Raw genomic sequence first — 24,130 nt, 5'->3', positions numbered from 1 at the left:
TCACCGCACATTGCCCAAAATTAAATACCACCCATTAATAAAGCAATAAACGTGCCTAACTTAAGAGAGTTTTCGACGCTGAAAAAATTGATTAGATGTAAACTCGTCTAACATTTTCTGTTCGTTTTTAGCAACTATAGCTGCAGCTTTCACTTTTTGATTCTCTATCAACTTAGCAACCGCTTTCGCTTTTATTTGTTGTTTTAGCCACAGCGTTTTTCGCTGTGAAACAACTTGCTTTGCTGTATTAACCGTACTTGCTTGTTGGCGAATAGCTTCTTCAATTTTTGCAATAAACGCATGATACTGCCCAAAACCTGCACTTGATAAACCCGACTGCCCTTTTAAATGTAATTGCTGGGAGTACTCAAGTCGAAAATCGTTTAAGCCTTGAAGTTTTTGCTGATTTGCGAGCAAGTTTTGATTTGCTTGCAGGTAACTCATACGCAAGTTTTCTTCTTTTTCGCTTTCAAGCTTTAGTAATAATTCGAATTTACTTTTAGCCATTATCCTTGGCCTAATAATTGAGCAAGACCTTGTAGCCCATCGTCATAACTTATTACATCACGCATACCTTGCTGTAAAAAACCGTTAACCCTAGGCATCATGTTTATTGCTTGATCGAGCATAGGATCGGTTCCCTTTTGATACGCACCTAACGTGATCATGTCTTTGTTTTGTTGGTACATCGAATACACCTGCTTAAGCACTCGCGCTTGCTGCATATGAGGTTCAGAAACTACTTGAGGCATAACTCGAGATATTGATTTTTCGATATCTATTGCGGGGTAATGTCCGCTATCGGCCAACTCACGAGAAAGTACAATATGACCGTCGAGTATGGCGCGAGCGGCATCAGCTATTGGGTCTTGCATATCGTCACCTTCACTCAATACAGTAAAAAAGGCCGTAATTGCACCTTGCCCTTCTCCCCCATTGCCCGCTCGCTCAACCAAGGCGGGTAACTTTGCAAAAACCGAGGGTGGATAACCTTTTGTAGCGGGTGGCTCTCCTACAGCTAAAGCAATTTCTCGCTGAGCCATGGCATAACGTGTTACTGAATCGAGTAGCAGTAATACATTTAAGCCTTGGTCTCTAAAATACTCAGCAATAGTAACTGCGCTTTCACAGCCTTTTAGCCGCATTAGCGGCGATGAATCAGCCGGTGCAGCAACAACAACCGAACGTTTACGCCCTTCTACACCAAGTATTTCTTCAATGAACTCTTTTACCTCACGGCCACGCTCACCTACCAAACCCACTACAATGACATCGGCTTCACTGCCCCGTGTCATCATGCCTAATAATACAGATTTACCTACCCCAGAGCCTGCAAACAATCCCATTCTTTGACCTTGCCCTACGGTGATCACTGAGTTTATAGCACGTACACCTACATCCATGGGTTGGCTGATGGGCCGTCTTGCTAATGGGTTTATTGTATTTTGGGCAAACTTTAAGTAGTGCTCAGCATTAATTTTGCCTAAACCGTCGAGTGGTCTGCCTAACCCATCAACAACACGCCCTAATAAGCTCATGCCTACAGGTAAACCCAAATTATTTATTTGAGGAATAACACGCGCACCAGGTAGCACACCAGAAATATGATCGTTGGGCATTAAATATAAGGTTTGATCGTTAAATCCGACGATTTCGGCGTCAACAAAACCATTCATGGTTTCTATTTTACATTGACTACCAACTGGCGCTCGTAAGCCCTTAGCCTCTAGAGTAAGGCCAACGACACGCGTTAAGATCCCCGCTACAGCAGGTGTATGGGGCTTAATATTTTGTTGATATTGCGATAAGCGTTCGCTTAAAGAGGCACTTTGAGCAGACATAGTACGCCTAAAAAATACTTAGATATTGCTATTATGCAAAAAGCTATCCAACGTTTCTTTGACACGTGTTTTTAGAGTCATATCAAGAGAGGATTGCGCGGTTTTCACCTCACATCCACCTCTATCAAGCGTGGGTTCGGGAACCAATTGCCAGTTGTTTTGTGCAATAGTTTGTTCGCCATAGCTTTCTTTGATTATATCGAGGTCGGTCGGGTTTAGGTGAATTTTCACTGTTTCTTGCTGCGCATTTAACGAATCAATACTGTGTTTTAATGTATGTAAAATAACCTCTGACGATGTTTGTACCTCTTGGTAAATCACAGCCTCAGCAAGCATGCTAGCCAATTGAACAAGCTGCAATTCGGCTTGTTCGTCCACCTTTTTTAGCGGTGAATTAAGCGCCTCTAAAATGCTTTTTAAGCTAATTAGCTGCTCTTCAACAATCGGTTTAATATCTTCTTGCCCTTGAGTTTTTCCAAGCTCTAACCCTTCTTTGTAACCGGCCTCTTTTCCCTCACTAACGCCTTTTTCAAAGCCGTCAATGTAGCCTTGTTCATGGCCTTGCTTAAGGCCTTCTTCGTAAGCATCTTGCCTAATGCGTTCAAGCTCAACCATAGTAAGCTTAGGCAGTTCCGGTTCTTGTGGTTCATCAGCGGGCATTTCTTCGGCAAGCTCTTTTTTATAAAGCTCACTAAGGGGCGTACCATAGGCTGTTGAGCGGTTACCAAAGCTTTTTTCGTTAGGTGCTACATCTGGGATAGCCCAGTTTTTTAATAATTCATCGGCTTCTTCAGCTCGAAGTGGACGCCCTTTGAGTTTGCTCATGGCTTACAAGAACTCCTCACCACCACCACCGCCTAACTGAATTTCACCCGAATCAGATAAACGTCGTGCTGTTGATAAAATCTCTTTCTGTGCTGCTTCTACTTCACTAATACGCACAGGCGCCATTGCCTCTAGATCATCGGCAAGCATATCCGCGGCACGTTTAGACATATTACCAAGTATCTTATCTTTCAGACCGTCGTCAGCACCTTTGATTGCTTTCATTAGCACGTCCTGTTGTACTTCTCGTAATATAGCTTGAATACCACGGTCATCCACATCCATTAAGTTTTCAAATACAAACATTAGATCTTGAATTTGCTGAGACATCTCTTCGTCATGTTCACGAATAGAATCCATTAACTGACCTTCAACATTTGTATCTAGGTAGTTCATGATGTCTGCCGCTGCTTTTAAGCCACCCATTTTCGCAGCTTGTGCACCCGCTTGACCGGCAAATTGTTTTTCCATTATTTCATTAAGTTCTTGTAGTGCAGCTGGTTGCACTTCTTCAAGGTTGGCTATACGCATGGTCAAATCAAGGCGAACTTTTTCAGGGAACTGCGCGATAATCTCTGCTGACTGCTCAGGCTCTAAATAAGACAACACAATAGTTTGTATTTGCGGGTGCTCATTACGAATAATGTTTGCCACTTGCTTAGAGTCCATCCATTTAAGCGAATCAAGACCTTTAGCACCCGATCCCATAACAATTTGATCAATAAGGCTAGCGGCTTTATCTTCACCCAATGCAGCGGTAAGCGCCTTTTTAATAAAGTCTTCTGACTGAAATCCGATAGTGCTGAAGCTTTGAATCTGTTCAATAAACAAATTATGAACTGCACTAATCTTAGCCTGCGAAAGATCATCTAACGCCGCCATTGCCATACCCACTTTTTGCACCTGCTTAGGCTCTAAGTGTTTTAGGATTTGCGCTGCATCTTCTTCTGATAGGCTCAACAGTAATATTGCGGCTTTATCTACGCCATCGAGCTTATCAACATCAAACGCTGGCGGTAATTGTTTTTGTTCTTGATCAGTCATCTTCTGTTAACCACGCTTTCACTACTTGTGATGAGAGTTCTGGTTCATTGGCCACAAGGGCACGAATTGCTTTTAGTAAGTCTTCGTCGCCATGTAGGTCTGGTAACTGAAGTGTACCATCGCTTGAGAAACCAATTGAAGCAGAATCAAAGTCTTTGTTTAGCATATCTAACGTGCTATCGCCAATATCTACACCAGCACTTAAGGCATCTTCGTCATACTCTTCAAGTGTATCGTCTGGGTAAATTAAGCGTTTAAGCATCGGTTTAACTACCGCCATTATCAGTACAATAATAACGAGGGCACCCAGTACTAAGCGGATTATTTTCATAAACCAGTCTTGTTCCCAAAGCGGCACACTAATGTCAAAATCAGTTGCTTCACGCACAAACGGAACCGTTACCACTTCAAGTGCATCACCACGTTGCATATCAAAACCAACACCACCTTGTAATAAACGGCGAATATTTGACAGTTCTTCCACTGAGCGCGGTGTCATGGTTGTTTCACCGTTTTCACCTACTTTTGGAGTGTAATCAACAGCCACCGACACGCTTATTCTACGTATTACACCTGTTTGCTGGCGCTTATGTGAAATAGTTGTATCTAGCTCATAATTACGCGTAGCTTCTTTATGTGTTCTTGATGGTGAAGTTGCACTACCTGCTCCACCTTGGCCAGCTACTTCAGGAATGTTTGAGTTTACTGGCGGCTGATTCGTCAACGCACCAGGTATACCTACCGCTAAACCGCCTATATTATTTTCTTCAAACGTTGTTTCGCTTCTTACTGCAGGCAGATCTGGGTTGTAGCGCTTTTGCGTTTCTTCAATGGCACTAAAATCCATGCTTAAATCAACTTGTGCAGTGTAGTTTGCAAGCCCTACGACGGGAATTAGAATGCTATCAATTTTTTCAAGATACTCTTGTTCACGCTTGCGCTCTATGTCGTACTCTTTGCGCGAACGTGCCGCAAGAGACGTTTGTGAGCCAGAATTTAATAAGCGACCATTTTGATCCGTTACCGTTACACGAGCTGGCTCTAAACCTTGTACAGCCGATGCAACCATATCAACAACAGAGTCTACTTCTTCGCTGTCAAGTGAACGCCCTCGCTTAAGAGTCAATACAACGGTAGCTGAAGGTTTTTTCTCTCTGCGCGCAAATACATTTTCTTTTGGGATGGCAAGTAATACACGTGCGCGAGTAATGTTGTTAAGCTCTTCAATTGTACGTGCGAGTTGTTGCTCACGACCATGCTTTAAGCGTTCGCGTTCTAAGCGTTGACTTACACCAAAGCCCATGTCTTGCATGATGATATCTGAACCCGATGTAGGCCCTTGCTCTAACCCTTCACGAGTCATTAACAGCTTAATGTTTTGATATTCGGTTTCAGGGACAAGTACCACATTACCATCAACTTGATATTCAATTTTTTGTGCATCTAAAAAGTCGAGCGTTTGTATTAGCTCTTCTGTTTGCATTTTACCAAGCGGGCGCATATCTGGCTGGCGAGCCCAAATAATGATGAATATAGCAATTGCTAAACAAATGCCTAAAGCAATAACAAGCGTTACTTGGCGCAATAAATCAACACCGTTTAACGAACTTAAATAGCCAGATTTTTGTTCTTGTTGATCGTCGCTATCGCTTTGGTCAATATCACCAGTAGCAAGTGCAAGATCGGTTGATTGATTAGATTGCGCCACAATAATTCTCCACTACCTAGTTAAACAGGCATGTTCATGATTTCTTTGTAAGCTTCAACAAGTTTATTACGAACTTGTACTGTCGCTTCAAATGCCACTGACGATTTTTGAGATGCAATCATCGCTTCAGCCAAAGAGACGCTTCTGTCGCCGGTCTCTACTGCAACCACTTTTTGCTTAGCATCTTGCTGTAAACCGTGCACAGTATTAATTGCATCTGACAGCATGTCGCCAAATTGAGCCGTTGATGAGGCTTGCGTTTTTACTGGCAGTCGTTCAACTTGATTACTACGACCAGCCTCTAAAGCCATTGATTGCATTTCTTGAAATACAGCGCTATTTTGAATTTTCATAATTTTTCTCTGACAATGCAGTTAACTCTTAATATAGATAAAGCACAAACCATGCCAAATAATAAGCTTTAATTTTCAATAGCTTAAAGCTTAATTTTGTGAGTCAGAGTTTTGACAGCCCTTAAATTCAATACCTGAATCAAGGGCTAAATGTGAGGCTACGCAGGAAGTGAAATACCTAAGTCGCGCATTTGCGCTAGTTTATAACGTAGAGTACGAGGGCTAATACCGAGGGTTTCAGCAACATCTTTTCGTTTACCTTGGCACCTTGCTAACGTTTCTAAAATGATACGGTGTTCTTTATCTTTGAGCTCATCTTTATAACTGCCCGTATCACCAGCTAATAAGTCTTGTTTTGGCGGCTCTACTAATGATGACTTTTCATCATAATAAGCAGAGCTAGTAGGGCCATGCTCAATACTTTTATCAGCAGTGTTCGCCTGAGACTGACTAGCACTTTGTGTGCTAATCGATGTAGGCGTCATTACAAAATCTGTTGCGGCTATATTTTCAATAAAAATAGCATGCTCATTAATAGTATTACCAGTCCTAAGTATAAGCGCACGTTGTATAACGTTATCAAGCTCACGCACATTACCCGGCCAAGAGTGAGCAAGTAATTTTTTCTCTGCGCCACTATCGAGGTAAGCCATAGGCTCTTTACTTTTGCTTAAATGACGTTCAATTAAATGTTTAGCCAATACAATAATATCCCCTGGGCGCTGATTGAGCGGTCGCCACATTAACGGAAACACGTTAAGTCTGTAATATAAATCTTCTCTAAATTGATTCTCGCTTACCGCTTCTTTTAGATCACGGTTACTTGTTGCAAGTATGCGTACATCTAACTGAATTGTCTTGCGTCCACCCAAGCGCTCCACTTCGCGCTCTTGCAAAACGCGTAATAATTTAGCTTGTAATCCAAGATCCATCTCAGTTATTTCGTCGAGCAAGATAGTTCCGCCTTGCGCTTGCTCAAACTTACCAGGGCAGGCTTGAATTGCCCCTGTAAACGCGCCTTTCTCATACCCAAATAAAGTTGCTTCTAACATGTTTTCAGGAATTGCTGCACAGTTAATTGCAACAAACGGCTCATCGCATCGATTCGATTTATCATGTATGTAGCGAGCTAACACTTCTTTACCAGAACCACTAGGACCAAGCACCATCACACTTGCATCGGAACGTGCTACTCTACTTGCCAATTCTAATAACTGAATACTACTTGGATCGGCAACAATAGGACCGTCTGTCTCTTTTGCTTTTTCAGGTAAGTAGCGGCTTACCATATTGAGCAAAACTTCAGGTGCAAACGGCTTTGCCATGTAATCAATCGCACCTAAGCGCATAGCTTCAACGGCATCATCTATGGTGGCGTACGCCGTCATCATTAAAACAGGTAGCTCAGGGTGGTTAAGCTTAATACTTCGTAGTAAATCTAAACCACTCATAGTCCCCATTTGTACATCACTCACCACCAGCGAAAATTGCTCTTTTTTAAGCAAAAGCATGGCTTGCTCTGCACAATTAGCCGCAATGCATTCAATCCCCGACATTTCGAGTGTATCAATTAAGGCTTCACGAAGCCCTGCATCATCTTCTACAACTAAAATAGTGTTACTCATAATGATTCCTCTAATTTAGATGCGGTGCGAATAGGTAAAAGCAAACTAAAACATGCTCCACCGCCTTTATTATTGGTCACTTCAACACGTCCTTGATGTGCGTTTGCAACTGAACTCACAACAGCAAGCCCTAATCCCGTACCTTGACTTTTAGTGGTATAAAACGGTTCAAATATTTTTTCTGCTAAGCTTAAATCAACACCGGGCCCGTTATCAGCAACGCTAATGCGTACATAGTCTGAATCTAGCTCATCGGTAACTGCACTTAAATACACTTCTGCGCCAGCACCAGTGATCTGGATACTGTTATGAATCAAGTTTTGAATTGCACTGGCTATGGCGGATTTATTACCTGTTATTTGAATATCTGGTTCTGGGAGACCGACAGCTAAGTGGCTATCGTTTAGTGTCACCATCGCATCGGCGCCCGCCTTTACTTCGCTGAGTAATTGCTGCATAGACACTTGCTCAACAACCTGCTGATCGCCGCTTTTGGCAAAAAGTAGCATGTCGTTTACTTGAGTTTCTAAATCTTTTAAGCGAGACATTAACTTGGTTTGAAAATTATCGCGAGATGCCTCAGGTAAGCGCTTAGAGCCTAAATTAGCAGCATAAAGCATAGCCGCTGAAAGCGGCGTGCGAACCTGATGCGCAAGAGACGCCACCATTTTACCCAACGCACTAAGGCGCTGCATATGGGCAACTCGCTTCTGCAAACGGCGTGTTTCACTTAAATCGGTCATTAAAATAAGTTGCCCCGGCTCGGGAGCTAACGCTGTTATATCAAGCTTTATTAACCGTCCATCTTTTAGTGATACTTCGTGGCCATCGTCCTGGTGGGGTCTAAAAGAGCGCTGAATTACATTAAACCACTTCTCGCCCTCTAAAGGCTCACCCAACATATCAATCGCTATTTGATTGGCCTTTGCAATCATTCCTTTACCATCAAGCACAACCACACCTGCAGGCATAGTATCAACTAAATGAGAAAGCCAACTTGCTTGCTGACGCAGATCGCTTAATTCACCTATGTACTCCTCTTGAAGTAAACATGGGTTATACTGATTTGCAGAAATAAACTGTGGTTTTAGCACGCTCGCAAGGGCCATAATCAAATCTCGAATTTGTATAGATACAAGGCTTAATGCACAATACGTACCAAAATTAAATTGCTATATTTTCATAATCTTACAATAATAATAACGCGACATAAAAATGACGCGAATAAAAAGGAATACAGATGAGTGAGCAAAATAAGTGCCGCTGCCCGTGGCTCGATACCACTAAGCCCGATTATGTTTTGTACCATGATTTAGAATGGGGTGTGCCTGTTTACGATGACCAAACACTGTTTGAATTTATCACCCTTGAGTCAGCTCAGGCGGGATTAAGTTGGTATACCATTTTAAAAAAGCGACAAGGCTATAAAAACGCATTTGCTAACTTTAATGTAAACAAAGTGGCCTTGTTTACAGCTGATGATGTAGAGCGACTCATGCTTGATAAAACAATCGTTCGCAACCGTTTAAAAATTACAGCAACAATAAATAACGCGCAGCGATTTTTAAACATTCAAAAAGAGTTTGGCAGTTTTAGCGCGTATCAATGGCAGTTTGTAAATAACACCCCCATAGTCAGCAATTTTAATAATACCGAGGACTACCCCGCAATCACTGAGGCATCAACAGCTTTTGCAAAAGATTTAAAAAAACGAGGTTTTAAATTTTTAGGCCCTACAACAGTATATGCCTACATGCAGGCTTGCGGTATGGTCAACGACCATAGTAATGATTGTTTTAGAAAAGAAGAAATTATTAAGGCTTTGCTGAATAAGGACTTATAACCATAAAAGTGATCTGTTCACAAAGAGGCTAAGAGACGCTTCGCTTTAGAGAAGTAACGTGTAAGTTAACTATGGTTTCTCACTTGCCTTCGTTTTTAAGATGCGTGTTTAAGTAATTAAAAGCTACGCTTTTCACGCGAGCAAGCTAAGCGTCTACCGCTAAAATTTACACCGAGGCTAAATTTACTCGTAGACGTCAAGCTTGCTTGCGTAACGGGCAAAGCCCGTAAAGTGATAGCTTACAATGAGTATAAAAAGTAGTTTATCTTTTGGGCATTATTAGTCTCGCGACAGGTTATACTTTTTCATTTTTTCGACGAGCGTTGTACGCCTTACACCTAATATTTCCGCGGCGCGTGCCACAACATAATCAAAGCGTTCAAGTGCTTGGGTAATTAAGCTAATTTCAAGCTCAGCTAAATACTCTTTAAGCTCAATGCCATCATCTGGAAGTAAGCCACCGGCGTTACTATTAAACTCTGCCTCGGGTTCGTTTTCATAGTCACTAAACCCAGTACTGAATATATCGTTAAACGCATCTTTCTCCATTAGTTCTTCAGGATACTCAGGCTCATAAGCATCAACTTCAATATAACGGTACTTATTCGGTAGGTCAGGTATGTCTACCACCTTTTCAGGGAACATTATAACCATGCGCTCAACCAAATTCGCAAGCTCACGAATATTACCCGGCCACGCATGCTCTTTTAAGCTTTCAATTGCACGCTCAGTAAACTTAGCGGTAGTTCCCGTTTGCTCGTTTACACGACGCATTAACTCTTTGAGTAATAAAGGAATGTCATCAGCACGCTCACTTAACGACGGATTCTCTATAGGGAATACATTTAGCCGATAATACAAATCTTCACGAAAGCTGCCGGCTTCAATCATGGTTTCAAGGTTACGGTGAGTCGCAGCAATAACACGTACATCGGCTTGAATTGCTTTAGTGCCACCTACACGCTCATAGCTTCGTTCTTGTAATACGCGTAAAAGTTTAACCTGCATTTGTAGCGGCATATCACCAATTTCATCTAAAAACAGCGTACCGCCTTGCGCTAACTCAAAACGACCTTTACGAGCAGAGATAGCCCCTGTAAACGCCCCTTTTTCATGACCAAAAAGCTCACTTTCTAGTAACTCTGCCGGAATGGCCCCACAGTTTACTGGTACAAAGGGTCCTGTACTTCGCTTAGATAGCAAATGAACGTTACGCGCAACCACTTCTTTACCTGTACCTGACTCACCTAAAATTAAAACGTTTGCATCTGTTTTTGCAACTTGCTCAATTAAAAAGCGGACCTCTTTAACTGCTTGTGTTTCACCAACAAGGCCATCAAAAGACTTATGCGGCTGACTATTTTTGTGCTCCCCCGGCAACATACGATGATACTGCTGGCAATCATGAAGTAACTGTGTGGTAACTTCGTGATTAAATGGCTCGCAAATAAGCCCAACTACGTTAGCAATGCTAAGTAACGGTCTTAACGTTTCACCAATTAATAAAAATGGAAGTGTTGGGTAGCGCTTGATTAAGCTTTCATGATCGAGTGACTGTAAAGCCCCCAAAATAACCATGCACTCGTGCTGCTTATATTTTGCACACTCTTGTTCAAAGTTATCTTCATCTAAGCGATGAGTAACCTCACCGATAAAACCAAGTGATGCGTTTAACCCAATAGAGCGATTGTTATTATTATCTAAAATCAGGATCATAGTTAGCGAGCCGTGCTTCACTCTTTGATATAATTAGCTAAATTGTAAGCCAGTTAAGCACGGATGCAAGTGATAGCGGCAGTTTTTTGACATAAACGCCAAAAAACAGACGCACTAGTAAGATCAATAATACTTAAGAATTAACTATTAAGTATTAAAATTTAAAGTAAACCTAAAATAGACTCAGCAGATTGGTTAGCCTGACCACGAAGTGCAACTGATGATTGCGCTAAAATGTCATTAGACACTTGTTGCGAAATTGCCTGCGCATAATCGGTATCTTGAATTCGGCTTTGACTAGCTGCAATATTTTCTTGCTGCCCCCCTAATCCTTTAATTGTACTTGCCAACGTATTTTGAAATGCACCTAACTCAGCGCGTTGCGCATTTATTTCATCATTTGCTTGCTTGGTTATATCGATAGCTGCTTGTGCTCCAGCCTGAGTCGAAATATCAATAGTAGATAGCGTCGGGGCAAGACTTCCATCAGATTGGTTTAGTGTTTGACTGATATTTGCATCAGAGCCTACCTGAAATGATACAGGCTCACCATTAAACAACGGTTTCCCTGCAAAATTAGCGTTTTCGAACGTGTCGTTAATTTGACTTTGCAGCTGCACGACTTCTTCTTGTAGCGCAGCACGATCATTATCAGTCAGTGCACCATTACCCGCTTGAACAGATAACTCTTGAATGCGCGTGACAGCATCATTTACACCACTCAAGCTAGCTTCGCTTACTTGAGTATATGAAATTCCGTCATAGGCGTTATTTAAAGCCTGACTGAAGCCATTTTGCTGTGAAGTAAGTCTATCAATAATTTGTAACGCTGCGGCATCATCTGCTGCGCTATTTACTTTTTTACCGGTTGCTAGTTGCTCTGCAAGTTTGTTATTTGTTTGCTGAGTTTGGTTTAAAAAGTTAGCTGATGGTGATTGAATTTTCATAACGGCCTCCGTGGTGCTGACTGATTAAATTATAGCTTAATTTGCGAAATTTTGTGCTTTGTACCATGGTTAGACTAAATTAACTTGGCACTTTGCTTGCTTAGTGGTTAAAGTATTGAGATGCGTATTAAAAAATCACGTTTGCGTGTCATATAACGCCAATAATAAATAATTTGGGTAGCACTATGTTCGATAACAAAACAATTTTAATCACCGGTGGTACCGGTTCATTCGGGAAAAAATACGTCAAAACGCTACTTGAGCGTTACAATCCAAAAAAGATCATTATTTTTTCACGCGATGAACTTAAGCAATTTGAAATGCAACAAGAGTTTGACCAACCTTGTATGCGTTATTTTATTGGCGATGTAAGAGACAAAGACAGATTAATACGTGCCATGCGCGGTGTAAACTATGTTATTCACGCAGCTGCTTTGAAGCAGGTTCCGGCCGCTGAATACAACCCGATGGAATGTATTAAAACAAATATTAATGGCGCTGAAAACGTGATTGATGCAGCTCTTGATAACGATGTCGAAAAAGTAATTGCACTGTCTACTGATAAGGCTGCAAACCCAATTAACTTGTATGGCGCCACTAAATTGGCATCAGATAAACTTTTTGTAGCCGCAAATAATATTGCAGGTGGCAACCGCACTACCTTTTCTGTTGTACGCTACGGTAATGTGGTTTGCTCTCGCGGCTCTGTAGTGCCTGTTTTTCAAAAGTTTATTGATGAGGGACGCGATCATATCCCAATCACACACGATGAAATGACTCGCTTTTGGATAAACCTTCAACAAGGCGTCGATTTTGTACTGACTAATTTTGAACGAATGTTAGGCGGTGAAATTTTCGTTCCTAAAATCCCTTCAATCCGTATTACCGATCTTGCAAAAGCAATGGCTCCTGACTTACCACTAAAAATAATTGGCATTCGCCCTGGTGAAAAACTTCATGAAGTAATGTGCCCAGCAGACTTGTGTTTTGAAACCTATGAGTACAACGACCACTTTGTTATTGCTCCAGGTATTAAATTTAGTAGCCGTAGTAATGACTTTACCGTGAACGCAATTGGCGAGACTGGCAAAAAGGTAGATCAAGGATTTGAATATAACTCTCTGCATAACTCGCATTATATGACGATTGAGGAGATTAAAGAATTTAACACTCAGGCATTAAGTTAAAGCTGAATAAAATAAATGATTCCATATGGTAAACAACTAATAAGCCAAGCAGATATTGATAGCGTTGTAGCTGTTTTAGAGTCTGATTGGCTAACTCAAGGACCAAAAGTACCCGCTTTTGAGGCTGCGATTGCAAAATACTGTAACGCTCAATATGGTATTGCTGTTAATAGCGCGACTTCTGCTCTACATATTGCATGTTTAGCATTAAATGTAAGCGAAGGTGATACTGTTTGGACGTCGCCAATTTCGTTCGTAGCCTCAGCCAATTGTGCGCTTTACTGTGGGGCTGCTGTGGACTTTGTAGATATTGACTTGGCAACTGGCAATATGTCAGTGCCAGCCCTTGCTGATAAGCTTATTAGCGCAAAAAAAAATAATTGCTTACCTAAAGTCGTTATCCCTGTTCACTTGGCAGGTCAATCGTGTGATATGGAAGCTATTTACGATTTATCAAAGCAGTATGGTTTTAAAATCATTGAAGATGCATCACATGCTATTGGCGCACAATATAATGGCAATAAAGTAGGTTGCTGTGAATTTTCAGATATCACTGTATTTAGTTTTCACCCGGTAAAGATAATTACCTCTGCCGAAGGCGGTATGGCAGTTAGTAATAATCAACAGCTTGCAAAAAAATTACAGCGCTTAAGAAGTCATGGGATCACTAATGATCCAAATGAAATGACTGAGCAAAGCCATGGCCCTTGGTATTACCAGCAAGTAGAGCTTGGCTTTAATTACCGAATGACAGAACTACAAGCAGCACTTGGCCTCAGCCAACTTGATAAACTTGATGAATTTGTTACAACCAGAAACGCACTCGCTATTTCATATTCTAATGCGTTTGAAACTATGCCACTCTCGCATTTAACACAACTTACAAAATGCTATTCGAGCTACCATTTATACGTAGTTAAACTTGCTGATGGCCACTGCCACCTTCATAGGCATATTATTGAGCAATTGAGGAGTAAAGGCATTATTAGTCATCTTCACTATATTCCAATACACACTCAACCTTTTTATAAAAAAATGGGCTTTAAAGATAGCGACTTCCCCAATGCAATGAAATACTATAAAACAGCATTCACTATCCCTTTGCATCCTCAACTTACAGAGCAAGAGCAGAGCTATATTATTGATGAAATTGGTAAATTACTGTGAAGCTCGCACTAGGTACTGTTCAGTTTGGTGTTGACTACGGAATAAGTAATACACGTGGCAAAACACATCAGAAAGAAATAAAAAAAATACTTAACCTTGCCAAAAGCGAAAATATAACGACCATTGATACTGCATCAGCTTATGGTAATGCTGAAAAAGAATTAGGCCAGTGCCTAGTAAATTCATTCAATATAGTAAGTAAAGTTCCTCCTATATCTAATTTAATCAATGTTGATGATTTTATAACAAAAACGGTTAAACAGTCTCTTTGCGACTTAAATTGTGACGCTTTATATGGATTACTACTTCATCGCTTTGAAGATTTTAGTCAATTCCCTGTTGCACTTGATTGCTTAAAGCAAATTAAAGCAGATAATAAAGTAAAAAAAGTGGGAGTATCTTTATATTCCCCCGAGCAGCTTAATAATGATGTATTAGCATTTGCAGATCTAATTCAGTTACCTCTTAATATTCTTGATCAACGCTTCGTTCAATCAAATTCATTAAAACAACTAAAAGCTGCAGATATAGAAATTCATACTCGTTCAGCCTTTCTTCAGGGGTTATTGCTAATGGAAAGTGACACTTTCCCAGATTATTTTAAACCTATTGCTCCTTTACTAGATAAGCTTACCACGCTGAGTAATTACTTAAATGTCTCAACGTTATCACTAGCATTAAATTATGTGGTTAATATTGATGAAGTAGACAAAGTGGTTGTAGGCGTAAACAACGAACAACAGCTTAATGAAATTTTAAGCTGCTTAACTTCAAGCTTATCCAATATTGATTTATCTGAGTTTAGCCTACCTGATGAGCGTTTTATTAACCCAGCACTTTGGCAATTAAACTGATAGAGATTGATAGTGAGTATGTGCTCTCGTGCATGTATTAATTAATTTAGCTGTTTCAACAGGCCCAACGTTAAATAAGCAGTCAATCACACTTAAATGAGAGATAAACTCACCCTTAATTTGTGGGTATTTAGGATGAATAAAGTTTTGATAAAAAACATCAATACCATTTTTAACTAATGCCCCGCCTGGGGTCTCTTGTTCAATGTAAGCCTGCGCGCCTACTGGTGATAAATAAGTATTACATTCTAACTCATGACAAATAGATACTAGCCGAGCATCTTTAACACCAGACACGCCTTTAAGCTGAGAAGCAGTAAATGTTGGTGTGGTTATATTCATATACCCCATCAATACTCTAATGATTTTAATATTCATTTGAGCCAGGCAAGTAATGCTCTCGTCTTTATAAATGGGAGCTAATAGTGGAAACAAGGAACTAAAAAACGGTGCTTTTGCGTAGCTTTCAGCAATGCTTTTAAGATGCTTTCTTCGCCAAGGATTTGCACTGACAAATTGAGTGTTTTCAATTGTTGCTGTCATTCTTCCTTTAGGGGTACTTACCGGACAAGTCAGCATAAGCTCTTGCTTACCCGATTTAATTTTATTTCTAACATGCCAATCACTTTTTTCAAGCTTTACGTTGTCTAAAAATACGAATTTATCGGCGCTGTTAATTAACCCAAAATAACCTAACCAGGGTAAGTAAGTAGGCTGCATTATACTCAGTAACATGTTATTTCGCTTTTACTTAATTGCATTGTAAATTCATAAGGGTAACCATCTGGCTTAGTAACGTAGTCATGCTTTAAGGAAACAAAAGGTGTCATTGTTGTTTTGCATAATTCAAATAATTCTAAGGGTGAGACATAAAAAAGAGCCTCATTTTTAAATTCCACAAATGTCGATAACGCATTAAAAATAACCGACTGCTCACACTGCTGAATACTTTTTTGTAAGGTAAGTGTTAAAAAGCCCATGTTATCAGTCATTTTATTATTGAACACACCGCTAATAAGCACATGGTCATAGCCTTGTGCTATCTCATCCTCATAGATATCAAACACTTTGAACTGAGCTTTTGTATCAGAGGTAAACTTGGCATTTGCGGCGTCTATAAACTCTGGTACAAAGTCATAACCTAAATACTCACCGGTAAAACCGTTTTTTCTTAGATACGAAAGCATATCACCCAGCCCACAGCCTAAATCAATAACTCGGCTACTTGATGAAATCATATTCAGAAATATCGCAAATCTTATATTTTGTGATTCTTTTGATACATGCTGTACTGATTTGTGGCTGTCACCATACTCTTTATACAGAGACTGATAATACGACTTTAAAGTATTACTTGTCTTGGTAGTCATTTATAAACATTACCATATTGGTTAATTGCTCTTGAGGTGTTTCGGGACGGACAAATAAATTTATAATTTGATCATCAATCAGTGACGCATTTGGATAATGTCCATTGGTTTGTAACTCACCTAACGATTTATAATGCTTAGTAAAAATAATGCCACTCTCTTTTGCCTTAGCTAAAAAGTGACGTCTATTTTTTATAAGTAAAGGGTAGCGCCAATACGTTACTTCAGCATCAAAACTTGCTTTTACAAAAAGCGAATTAGTAATATTATTTTGCAGATAATCTACATTCTCTTTTCGCACTTGCATTTGCTTATTTAAATTTAAAAAGCGGCCATTTAATACTTCTAACGGTTTTACGTCACTAAATTGAGCCATTTTATTCTCGTTTAAAAACTCCTTAGCGCATTCAAATAGCCGCTCAGAGTTAGTTAAAATAGCTCCGCCATATTGATTATCAATAGGTTTATCATACCCAAAACTTAAAATAGAGAAGTCGCCAAAGCTACCTAACGGTTTGCCTTTGTATTTACTGCCATACACCAAACATGCATCTTCTATTAGTGTAATGTTATTGTGTTTTGCAAACTTTTCTATTTCATCAATTTTACAATAGTGTCCGTAACCATGAACGGCCACTATTACTGATACAGAATCATTAAAAACAGCTTCTATATTAGTGACCTCCATAGACAAAGAGCACAACGAAACATCAGCCAAAATAACGTTGTAACCTGCCATTTGAATAGCAAACAAAACAATCGGGCAACAGCTTGCTGGCATTATTACTGAGCTACCCTTTGGAGCCTGTGAGGCATTGAGTGCAGTTATAAGCGCAAAGCTTCCAGAGCTAGTCAATAATGCATGCTGGCGGTCAAATGCAGTAGCAATAAGGCTCTGTAATCGAGTTAAACCCATAACCTCAAATCCTTGCGATAACGAGATAAAGGAAAACCTTCTGGTTGAGTCAGTATTTCTACTTTCTTAACACAATGCTGTAAATCAGTTTTCAATTGCTCAAAAGAAAAAAAGCGCCACTGAGAATAACGATGTATCAACGGAATCGTTTTTTCATATTCCAGATCACTTGCACTTTTTATATCGTGCTCAAAGTGTTTATCGAGTATATCGCCAATCAAAATTATACCTCCGGGCTTGCATACTCGTATCATTTCTTTAATCGCATCAAGTGCATATTGATAGCTTGGGAAGTAATGAAAGATACTGTAACTGAGTACTCTCTCAAACTCATTGTTTTCAAATTGAAGAACACTCGCTTGTGATTGATAAAAAACGCCCTGAGGGAGTAATTTTTTTGCTTCATCTATCATAGCTTGAGAGTAGTCAACACCCGCATACTGTGAGCACTTGTGTAATTTTGATAATAGTAAGCCGTTACCACACCCTACATCTAAAATACTATTACCTTGCGCTGAGAACATGAGTTTTTGCTCAACATCATCGATGAGCGCCTGCCAAAGTGTATCGTCAAAGGGTCGCCCAACCTGTGCCTTAAAATCACTGTTTATACGAGCAATTTCATCCCACTCTGCTTGTTTAGAATTAAACTCACTCATTTGATACCTTTAAAATTTCTTTTGCGAATTGCTCGGTCGAATCGAGATAATATGATGATAACATTGCGTCTCTTTGCGCCAGAACACCGGTGTGTAAAAAACCCTCAATGTTTAATGTTAAGCTTTCTATCGTTGCATCTTCAGCAAGACCCAAATCAAAGGTTAAATGTGCTCTGGCAAGTTCTATAGTATCGGTATGTTGTTCTCTCGTTTGTGAAATGGCGCAGTTAGGTATAAGGCAAAAACCTGCTTCATACTTTGTTAATCCCCCGCCATTAATGATTAAATCGGCTTGTTTGTATACGGCAGACATATCATCAACAAACTCTAATGCTTGGTAAGTGTTATTTTTTAAACTAATAGAAGGGGCTTTTTGATCTAATAAAATAATTTTCTTACCTACCACTAGCTTATCTAAGGCATTTACAACATGCGTGGCCACATCAAATCGATCATTACCGCCAATAAAAACCAAAATAGTATTAATACTATTTTGAAAGTGACCTTGTGAGCGGCTTCGCCTTAATGGTAATAATTCTTGGGCAAATGAAAAGTAACGTACCCCTAACCTATGTTTAGTGGTTGAACGACAAAACGCCTCAGCGTTAAATCTAAAATTCACAATAAGATCTATAAAAGTGTAATTATATTGATCAAAGTCGTCGATGATGCATAGCTTCAACCCTATTTTTTTTAACTCAAATAATTGCTCAAAAGTGAACTGATAGCTATCGGCAAGCAACGTCATATGAGGCTCAAAAGTAAAGTCACTGCCTGCTACGGTGAACCCAAAATTATTAATACGCTGGGTAGAAAATTGATCAAAGTCGCCAAAAAAAACAATATTACTAAAAGGCTGTAATGCAAAGGTCGCCCTTGCAACATTTAAACACCTTGATAAATGCCCAAAGCCTGTTTTCATAGTTCCATTACAATAGAATATAAAATTAGCCAACAGTGCAATACTCTTTTAATTCTTTATGAGCAAGAATTAGCACATCAGATAACAACCAGCAACGACCACTAAACCTACCCGATACAATAATATTTTTAAACGAATTTGTTAATGTTTCATAATTAATCTGTGTTGTAGTACAAAAATCATGCGTAGGTACAGGAAAAGTATTATCAATTATTTGTACACATCCACTTTTCATTTTGGTGTCAGGCGTTAAAACTCCCATATTTTTTAGATCAATAACACCCTGCTCTAATGTGTACTTAGGATCTGCTTTGTACCTTAATACCTCTGCTGATACTTGATACTTATCGCTTTGCCTTAAATTGTTATACAGTGTAACCCTGAAAATATCCGAACATGGGTCCCAGTTCCAAAGGTAATGCGATTCTTTATTTAAAGGCTGCTTATCAAACGTAAAATGTAAGATATTTGCGGTCCTAAATATGGGTTTATAATTTGCGATCGGTAAATTAGCGGCCTTTAGTGCAAATACAGGCGGCGCACTCCAAAATAACAAGTCGCACTTAATACGTGAGCCATCGTTAAGGCTAAACGCAGTAACTAAATCATCTTGATATTCAATATCTACCACTTGACTACTACAGCGAATTTCAACTCCTAAAGACTCAGCTTTTGCCTGTAATTGATCGATCCAAGTCTGCGCGCCTTTAGCGCTATTTGGGTAGTAATAATTAGGAAGGTATGAACCTTGCTCTGCTAGTAATGTTTCAAATTCAGCAGCACTATGATAGCCAAGCTTTTTATCAAACTCTGGATGTTGCTTTAACACTCGTGACAACGATGCATTGAATGCTTTTATTCTTGTAGCACCAAAATAATTAATGCTGGTATTTTTAGCTAAATCAGTAAATGCTACGTCGTCACCATAAAGCTTATTAATAACCGGTTTTGCAAGGTACTGATAAAACACTACACCTAAAGTTTCACATAAGTATTGCTCAATGTTATTAGCCTCAGACCCTGATGTGAGTGACATAAACTCACCAATACCTTGTTTATAAAGTGCTGTATCTAATTTTCTTGCATCAATTGTTTGTGTTTCTAAATCCCACTTACCTGCAAAGTAATTTCCTGTTTTGAGGTGTTTAAATGTACGCCAATTCTTAGAAAATTGAGGGTGGTTGAATAGTATCTCGTCTATTTCAGCAACACCGGTGCTAGCTGGAATGTGTGTACCTTGGTCGTAAAAATTACCAGCATCGTCAGTGACTGAATTCAACAAGCCACCTAACGATTCAGACTGCTCAATTAATACAACGCGATCGTAATGCTTGCGCAACAAAATGCTTGCCGTTATTCCACAAATCCCACCACCGACCACTGCACATGTTTTCATAGCTAGCCTCTTAACTTATTCGTTAACGCAAAACTAACTCTATCACCCAGCTCTACATCGCTTGTTAAACACAGCCCTATTACATCATCAAAATGCTTAGTGTGTAAGCCAAAGCCTGGCCTAACCGATTTGATATCGTGTTTTGTAATAACATGGCCCTTAGGTAAATCCTTAGCAAAATAGAGTGAGCGCCTAGCTAACATATTTTTTTTCGCTGAATCTGTTATGTCATAGCTCACAGTACCTATTGCTTTTTCGGCGTCTCTTACTGACCTAACCAGTGATGAAAATTCGTCTCTATCTAATGAGAAAAAGGCATCTACTGAATCGTCAGATTTATCAATAATAAAATGTTTTTCAATTATTTTTGCACCCAATGTAACACTTACTATCGGTGAAATAATCCCTTGTGTATGATCAGATAAACCAGCAATACAATTAAATCGTTTAGCTATATCGGAAATTGTTGCTAAGTTGCATTCTTCTAATGGGGTTGGATAAGCTGTTGTACACTTTAAAATTGCAATGCTATCACACCCGTTATTGCGCAATGTACTAACCGCAAGTTCAATGTCAGCTAACTCAGCAATTCCTGTTGAAAGAATCACAGGCTTGCCTGTTGCCGCAACATATTTCAAAAGGGGAATATCTGTTATTTCCGGAGAGGCAATTTTATATACCGGTGTATTTAATGATTCAAGTAAATCAACGGAAGATTCATCAAATGGGGAAGAGAATATATCAATTTCGCAACGCTTGGCCTCTTCGAACAGCGCCTGATGCCATTCCCAAGGTGTAAACGCTTTTTGATAAAGTGAGTGCAAAGACACATGTTCTTGCCAAGGGTTGTCGCTAGGCAAACAAAAATCTGGCTTCGAACAATTTAGTGTGATTGTATCTGCCGTGTAAGTTTGTAGCTTTACAGCATCTGCCCCAGCTAACTTAGCCTCAGCGATTAATTTTTTCGCTTTATTTATGTCTCCACCATGGTTTGCAGACATTTCAGCTATAATGTAACACGGACTATTTTCATCGATTATTTTATTGTTAATTTTCATAATAAGTCCAAAGCTAATTAATGTTGTTCATTTTGTAATGAAATAGCTAACCCTTCGTTACGAATAACTTGGCTATTAATCTGTTTAATGTGAGGATAAGCATCAAGTATATTTTTTATATTTTGATAATTAATGTTAACAGTATCGTTAGTAAAACGTGCTAATTCTTTAATAACCTGCCAATCTTCAGGTGTATCTAATGTAAACCGATAGCTGCTGTCATCTGTTGTGTTTTGCATTTCATAGGTAGAAAATTGATTTAGTTTATTTTCGTAAAAATGTAACGTCACGTGTTCACGTTCAGACTCTCTGAGTGCAGCCGTATCTAAAGAAGACAGTACGCTCGTTTTAAAAACCTCACAATCAACGCCTTCGGCAAATTGTTCACTCAAAAAGGCATAATCAACCTGTTTTTCAAAGTACGTCTGCAATAATAAATCACACACGCCAACATCTACAAAAGGTGAATCGCCTGTTATTCTCACAATATGGTCTGATGGATATACTTGGCTTGCTTGCTGGAAACGCGCTAAAACATTCTCCTCTGAACCTCTAAACACGTTGATATTATGGTGTTTGGCTAACTTAACCAACTCATCATTTTCTTCGTTAAAAGAAGTAAGAAGAACAATATTATCAATGTACCTAGATTGCTTTAAACGCATTACAATGTGCAAAATAACGGGGATCCCATTTAATTCTTTTAACACCTTGCCTGGTAATCTTGACGACCCCATTCTTGCTTGAATAAATGCAGCAACTGATTTCATTAATTTAACCTTTGAAAGCCACTGTGGCATACCGGGCCATTGATTAGGCTTTCTATATCTGCATTACTGTCTAGCGACTGCTGAAGAAAATAAAAAACATCTCTCATTGCATCAATATATTTATCGCAAAGCTCATCGGTATGGGCAATCGAAAGGTAAATAACATTACTCGCTAAAAATCCTCTTTTAAGCATTTCTTGGGTAAATAGTGTTTTTAATGCCAAAGCATGATCACCTGGAAATATAAATATAGGGACACTATCAATACCTATAATTTTTAGGTTAAAGCCTGTTTGAGTGACGACTTCTTCAATACGAGATTTTAGTCTTGCGCCAGTTTCATTTAAGCGTTTGGGAATATTATCTCTTTGAAATATTTCCAATGTTTTTAACGCAGCTGTAAAGCCAACTCGTTCGGTCCAATAAGAACTACTAATGAAGGACTGCTGCGCTGCATCCATTACTTCAGAACGACCTATTATAGCCCCTATTGGATGGCCGTTACCCAGAGCCTTTCCTAGTACACAAATATCTGGCTCTATCGATGTTAAAAGATGAGACGCCCCTGTGTTAAGTCTAAACCCTGAGGATATTTCATCAAAAATTACAACAATGTTATGTTCAACAGCTAAATCTTTCACAGCTTGAAGAAAGGCAACATCCGGCAACCCATGACGAAAAACTTCCATCATAACAACGCCAAGGTTATCACCGTGAGCATCTATGATTGCCTTAAAGCCATCAATATCACCTTCTTTAAATGGCACCACAGTATTTTGTAATTGCTTAGGTACACCAGCAGGCCTTAAACCAGGTAATAATTGCTCATCTAAATTTTCAGCGTCAGTTATATTTGTTGCTAAGTACCAATCATGCCAACCATGGTAGCCGCAAAAGGCAACAACATCTTTTTTACTATAGGCACGAGCAATTCGCACTGCTAACGCACACGATTCCCCACCAGTACGAGTAAAGCGGACAGCTCCCGCCCAAGGGTGTATTTCAATAAGTTTTTCTGCTAATTCAACTTCTTCATGGCAATTCAAACTACTCATACTTCCGTTAGAAATCGAACTTATCACCGCATCGTTAATTTCATCATTAGCGTAACCTAAAGAACTAGTACCAATTCCCATAATAGAGAAGTCATAGTAATGGTTATCATCTAAATCCCAAACTTCACAGCCTTTAGACTTTTTATAATAGGCAGGCCATTGATCGGGTAAAAACATTTCGGCACGCTTTGAAAGTAATTGATTCCCACCTGGAATAATTTTTTTGGCTTTTTGCCACAGCTCAGCACCCGAATTGCTTTTTGATGACATGTTTTTTCCTTAGAAATAATAAGTTTAAATTATTTATCAACCATTATAATGAAATTTCGCTTACGCTCTAATAACTTATCGGCTATTTTAAGAAAAGGCTTAGGAAGAATAGATATTTTTTATAGAAGTGATTTTTTCATAAACAAACCATGGTCAGTTTGCTCGCTAATTTCAAAACCCAATTTATTATAAGCAGATATTGCAGGTATATTACCCTTATCGACACCCAGTATAATTGTTTCTATATGAAAGTTTTTAGCTAAGTAATCTGCACTTGCAGAAATAACCTCAGCTGCAACACCTTTACCACGCCATCTAGCCTCACCCAACAAAATCCCCATTGTCGCGGTTTTATTAACTAAGTCGATAGGCTCATACTTTATATTGCCAATATGCTCACCATCAGCAAAAATACCCAGCAAAATAGCTGCGGGGTCTTCATTTTTAGTTTTAATATAAGCCTTCAATTCGTTTAAAGATGACGATGTATAGCTAATAAACTCTTTGGCTTTATTATCTTCAAACCAGCTGAGGTATCGATTTGAAGCATGGGCCTCAGTTAAGAGCGTAAGAACAAATCGTTTACTCTTAATCTGCATATTTA

Annotated in this window: 24 protein-coding genes; 4 read left to right on the top strand and 20 right to left on the bottom strand. The window is 39.3% G+C overall.

Going from position 1 to position 24,130, the window contains the following annotated elements; all coding sequences use genetic code 11:
• Positions 1–60: 60 nt before the first annotated feature.
• From fliJ to AC27I2_RS02945, 8 genes are all read right to left on the bottom strand, one after another.
• A complete protein-coding gene (fliJ, locus tag AC27I2_RS02980; RefSeq protein ID WP_058403500.1) occupies positions 61–507 on the bottom strand; it encodes a flagellar export protein FliJ in 447 nt (148 codons plus the stop codon).
• Positions 507–1,841 (bottom strand): flagellar protein export ATPase FliI, encoded by a 1,335-nt coding sequence (gene fliI / locus AC27I2_RS02975; RefSeq protein WP_058403501.1) that lies wholly within the window; start codon positions 1,839–1,841, stop codon positions 507–509. The genes fliJ and fliI overlap by 1 nt, the downstream gene beginning before the upstream one ends.
• Before the next feature lie 18 nt (positions 1,842–1,859).
• A complete protein-coding gene (fliH, locus tag AC27I2_RS02970) occupies positions 1,860–2,666 on the bottom strand; it encodes a flagellar assembly protein FliH (protein ID WP_487203464.1) in 807 nt (268 codons plus the stop codon).
• 3 nt (positions 2,667–2,669) lie between these two features.
• Complete coding sequence (fliG, locus tag AC27I2_RS02965) at positions 2,670–3,710, bottom strand: flagellar motor switch protein FliG (protein ID WP_058403503.1); 1,041 nt, start codon at positions 3,708–3,710, stop codon at positions 2,670–2,672.
• A complete protein-coding gene (fliF, locus tag AC27I2_RS02960) occupies positions 3,703–5,418 on the bottom strand; it encodes a flagellar basal-body MS-ring/collar protein FliF (RefSeq protein WP_058550989.1) in 1,716 nt (571 codons plus the stop codon). The genes fliG and fliF overlap by 8 nt, the downstream gene beginning before the upstream one ends.
• Positions 5,419–5,438: 20 nt before the next feature.
• Positions 5,439–5,771 (bottom strand): flagellar hook-basal body complex protein FliE, encoded by a 333-nt coding sequence (gene fliE / locus AC27I2_RS02955; protein WP_058403505.1) that lies wholly within the window; start codon positions 5,769–5,771, stop codon positions 5,439–5,441.
• Positions 5,772–5,929: 158 nt separating this feature from the next.
• Positions 5,930–7,396: a sigma-54-dependent transcriptional regulator gene (locus AC27I2_RS02950; protein WP_058403506.1), complete on the bottom strand. Its 1,467-nt coding sequence runs from the start codon at positions 7,394–7,396 to the stop codon at positions 5,930–5,932.
• The gene (locus AC27I2_RS02945; RefSeq protein WP_487203463.1) at positions 7,393–8,505 is read right to left on the bottom strand and encodes a sensor histidine kinase; all 1,113 of its coding nucleotides are present in this window, start codon (positions 8,503–8,505) and stop codon (positions 7,393–7,395) included. Before AC27I2_RS02945 ends, AC27I2_RS02950 begins: the two co-directional genes overlap by 4 nt.
• Positions 8,506–8,636: 131 nt before the next feature.
• Between AC27I2_RS02945 and AC27I2_RS02940 the strand changes: the two genes are divergently transcribed.
• A complete protein-coding gene (locus tag AC27I2_RS02940) occupies positions 8,637–9,239 on the top strand; it encodes a DNA-3-methyladenine glycosylase I (protein WP_487203462.1) in 603 nt (200 codons plus the stop codon).
• A gap of 279 nt (positions 9,240–9,518) precedes the next feature.
• Here the strand turns inward: AC27I2_RS02940 and AC27I2_RS02935 are convergent, their stop codons facing one another.
• Positions 9,519–10,955, bottom strand: a complete 1,437-nt coding sequence (locus AC27I2_RS02935; RefSeq protein WP_138528749.1) for a sigma-54 dependent transcriptional regulator — start codon at positions 10,953–10,955, stop codon at positions 9,519–9,521.
• 161 nt (positions 10,956–11,116) lie between these two features.
• Positions 11,117–11,902: a flagellin N-terminal helical domain-containing protein gene (locus tag AC27I2_RS02930; RefSeq protein WP_058403510.1), complete on the bottom strand. Its 786-nt coding sequence runs from the start codon at positions 11,900–11,902 to the stop codon at positions 11,117–11,119.
• Positions 11,903–12,087: 185 nt separating this feature from the next.
• Between AC27I2_RS02930 and pseB the strand changes: the two genes are divergently transcribed.
• Genes pseB through AC27I2_RS02915 form a run of 3 tightly spaced genes read left to right on the top strand, consistent with a single transcriptional unit; the run spans position 12,088 to position 15,110 of the window.
• Positions 12,088–13,089, top strand: coding sequence for a UDP-N-acetylglucosamine 4,6-dehydratase (inverting) (pseB, locus tag AC27I2_RS02925; RefSeq protein WP_487203461.1), 1,002 nt, complete (start codon positions 12,088–12,090; stop codon positions 13,087–13,089).
• 15 nt (positions 13,090–13,104) lie between these two features.
• A complete protein-coding gene (gene pseC, locus AC27I2_RS02920; protein WP_487203460.1) occupies positions 13,105–14,256 on the top strand; it encodes a UDP-4-amino-4,6-dideoxy-N-acetyl-beta-L-altrosamine transaminase in 1,152 nt (383 codons plus the stop codon).
• Positions 14,253–15,110 (top strand): aldo/keto reductase, encoded by an 858-nt coding sequence (locus AC27I2_RS02915; protein WP_487203459.1) that lies wholly within the window; start codon positions 14,253–14,255, stop codon positions 15,108–15,110. The genes pseC and AC27I2_RS02915 overlap by 4 nt, the downstream gene beginning before the upstream one ends.
• Here AC27I2_RS02915 and AC27I2_RS02910 read toward each other — a convergent pair.
• The 10 genes from AC27I2_RS02910 to AC27I2_RS02865 all read right to left on the bottom strand — a co-directional run bounded on the left by AC27I2_RS02910 (position 15,102) and on the right by AC27I2_RS02865 (position 24,125).
• Positions 15,102–15,845 carry a WbqC family protein gene (locus AC27I2_RS02910; protein ID WP_138528756.1) on the bottom strand — a complete coding sequence of 248 codons (744 nt, stop codon included), beginning with the start codon at positions 15,843–15,845 and terminating at the stop codon, positions 15,102–15,104. The two genes, AC27I2_RS02915 and AC27I2_RS02910, sit on opposite strands and share 9 nt — an antisense overlap.
• Positions 15,836–16,480, bottom strand: coding sequence for a class I SAM-dependent methyltransferase (locus AC27I2_RS02905; protein ID WP_487203458.1), 645 nt, complete (start codon positions 16,478–16,480; stop codon positions 15,836–15,838). The genes AC27I2_RS02910 and AC27I2_RS02905 overlap by 10 nt, the downstream gene beginning before the upstream one ends.
• A complete protein-coding gene (locus tag AC27I2_RS02900; RefSeq protein ID WP_487203457.1) occupies positions 16,461–17,396 on the bottom strand; it encodes a DegT/DnrJ/EryC1/StrS family aminotransferase in 936 nt (311 codons plus the stop codon). Before AC27I2_RS02900 ends, AC27I2_RS02905 begins: the two co-directional genes overlap by 20 nt.
• Positions 17,387–18,055, bottom strand: coding sequence for a class I SAM-dependent methyltransferase (locus AC27I2_RS02895; protein WP_058403516.1), 669 nt, complete (start codon positions 18,053–18,055; stop codon positions 17,387–17,389). Before AC27I2_RS02895 ends, AC27I2_RS02900 begins: the two co-directional genes overlap by 10 nt.
• Positions 18,048–18,977, bottom strand: a complete 930-nt coding sequence (locus tag AC27I2_RS02890) for a glycosyl transferase (protein ID WP_487203456.1) — start codon at positions 18,975–18,977, stop codon at positions 18,048–18,050. The genes AC27I2_RS02895 and AC27I2_RS02890 overlap by 8 nt, the downstream gene beginning before the upstream one ends.
• A 25-nt stretch (positions 18,978–19,002) precedes the next feature.
• Entirely contained in the window at positions 19,003–20,373 is a 1,371-nt protein-coding gene (locus tag AC27I2_RS02885) for an FAD-dependent oxidoreductase (RefSeq protein WP_487203455.1), read from the bottom strand.
• A gap of 2 nt (positions 20,374–20,375) precedes the next feature.
• A complete protein-coding gene (gene pseI, locus AC27I2_RS02880) occupies positions 20,376–21,431 on the bottom strand; it encodes a pseudaminic acid synthase (RefSeq protein ID WP_058403519.1) in 1,056 nt (351 codons plus the stop codon).
• A 17-nt stretch (positions 21,432–21,448) separates the two neighbouring features.
• Positions 21,449–22,201, bottom strand: a complete 753-nt coding sequence (locus tag AC27I2_RS02875; RefSeq protein ID WP_487203454.1) for a cytidylyltransferase domain-containing protein — start codon at positions 22,199–22,201, stop codon at positions 21,449–21,451.
• Positions 22,201–23,526, bottom strand: coding sequence for an aminotransferase class III-fold pyridoxal phosphate-dependent enzyme (locus AC27I2_RS02870; RefSeq protein WP_487203453.1), 1,326 nt, complete (start codon positions 23,524–23,526; stop codon positions 22,201–22,203). The genes AC27I2_RS02875 and AC27I2_RS02870 overlap by 1 nt, the downstream gene beginning before the upstream one ends.
• A 119-nt stretch (positions 23,527–23,645) precedes the next feature.
• The gene (locus AC27I2_RS02865; RefSeq protein WP_058403522.1) at positions 23,646–24,125 is read right to left on the bottom strand and encodes a GNAT family N-acetyltransferase; all 480 of its coding nucleotides are present in this window, start codon (positions 24,123–24,125) and stop codon (positions 23,646–23,648) included.
• Between the last annotated feature and the right edge of the window lie 5 nt (positions 24,126–24,130).

This window comes from Pseudoalteromonas sp. NH0006-46 (genome assembly GCF_057547735.1).
This window is presented reverse-complemented; position numbering and strand designations above follow the sequence as displayed.

Excerpts from the sequence above, each read along its gene's own strand:
- fliJ (WP_058403500.1), bottom strand. The coding sequence starts at position 507 with ATGGCTAAAAGTAAATTCGAATTATTACTAAAGCTTGAAAGCGAAAAA.
- fliI (WP_058403501.1), bottom strand. The coding sequence starts at position 1,841 with ATGTCTGCTCAAAGTGCCTCTTTAAGCGAACGCTTATCGCAATATCAA.
- fliH (WP_487203464.1), bottom strand. The coding sequence starts at position 2,666 with ATGAGCAAACTCAAAGGGCGTCCACTTCGAGCTGAAGAAGCCGATGAA.
- fliG (WP_058403503.1), bottom strand. The coding sequence starts at position 3,710 with ATGACTGATCAAGAACAAAAACAATTACCGCCAGCGTTTGATGTTGAT.
- fliE (WP_058403505.1), bottom strand. The coding sequence starts at position 5,771 with ATGAAAATTCAAAATAGCGCTGTATTTCAAGAAATGCAATCAATGGCT.
- AC27I2_RS02950 (WP_058403506.1), bottom strand. The coding sequence starts at position 7,396 with ATGAGTAACACTATTTTAGTTGTAGAAGATGATGCAGGGCTTCGTGAA.
- AC27I2_RS02945 (WP_487203463.1), bottom strand. The coding sequence starts at position 8,505 with ATGGCCCTTGCGAGCGTGCTAAAACCACAGTTTATTTCTGCAAATCAG.
- AC27I2_RS02940 (WP_487203462.1), top strand. The coding sequence starts at position 8,637 with ATGAGTGAGCAAAATAAGTGCCGCTGCCCGTGGCTCGATACCACTAAG.
- AC27I2_RS02935 (WP_138528749.1), bottom strand. The coding sequence starts at position 10,955 with ATGATCCTGATTTTAGATAATAATAACAATCGCTCTATTGGGTTAAAC.
- AC27I2_RS02930 (WP_058403510.1), bottom strand. The coding sequence starts at position 11,902 with ATGAAAATTCAATCACCATCAGCTAACTTTTTAAACCAAACTCAGCAA.
- pseB (WP_487203461.1), top strand. The coding sequence starts at position 12,088 with ATGTTCGATAACAAAACAATTTTAATCACCGGTGGTACCGGTTCATTC.
- pseC (WP_487203460.1), top strand. The coding sequence starts at position 13,105 with ATGATTCCATATGGTAAACAACTAATAAGCCAAGCAGATATTGATAGC.
- AC27I2_RS02910 (WP_138528756.1), bottom strand. The coding sequence starts at position 15,845 with ATGTTACTGAGTATAATGCAGCCTACTTACTTACCCTGGTTAGGTTAT.
- AC27I2_RS02905 (WP_487203458.1), bottom strand. The coding sequence starts at position 16,480 with ATGACTACCAAGACAAGTAATACTTTAAAGTCGTATTATCAGTCTCTG.
- AC27I2_RS02900 (WP_487203457.1), bottom strand. The coding sequence starts at position 17,396 with ATGGGTTTAACTCGATTACAGAGCCTTATTGCTACTGCATTTGACCGC.
- AC27I2_RS02895 (WP_058403516.1), bottom strand. The coding sequence starts at position 18,055 with ATGAGTGAGTTTAATTCTAAACAAGCAGAGTGGGATGAAATTGCTCGT.
- AC27I2_RS02890 (WP_487203456.1), bottom strand. The coding sequence starts at position 18,977 with ATGAAAACAGGCTTTGGGCATTTATCAAGGTGTTTAAATGTTGCAAGG.
- AC27I2_RS02885 (WP_487203455.1), bottom strand. The coding sequence starts at position 20,373 with ATGAAAACATGTGCAGTGGTCGGTGGTGGGATTTGTGGAATAACGGCA.
- pseI (WP_058403519.1), bottom strand. The coding sequence starts at position 21,431 with ATGAAAATTAACAATAAAATAATCGATGAAAATAGTCCGTGTTACATT.
- AC27I2_RS02875 (WP_487203454.1), bottom strand. The coding sequence starts at position 22,201 with ATGAAATCAGTTGCTGCATTTATTCAAGCAAGAATGGGGTCGTCAAGA.
- AC27I2_RS02870 (WP_487203453.1), bottom strand. The coding sequence starts at position 23,526 with ATGTCATCAAAAAGCAATTCGGGTGCTGAGCTGTGGCAAAAAGCCAAA.
- AC27I2_RS02865 (WP_058403522.1), bottom strand. The coding sequence starts at position 24,125 with ATGCAGATTAAGAGTAAACGATTTGTTCTTACGCTCTTAACTGAGGCC.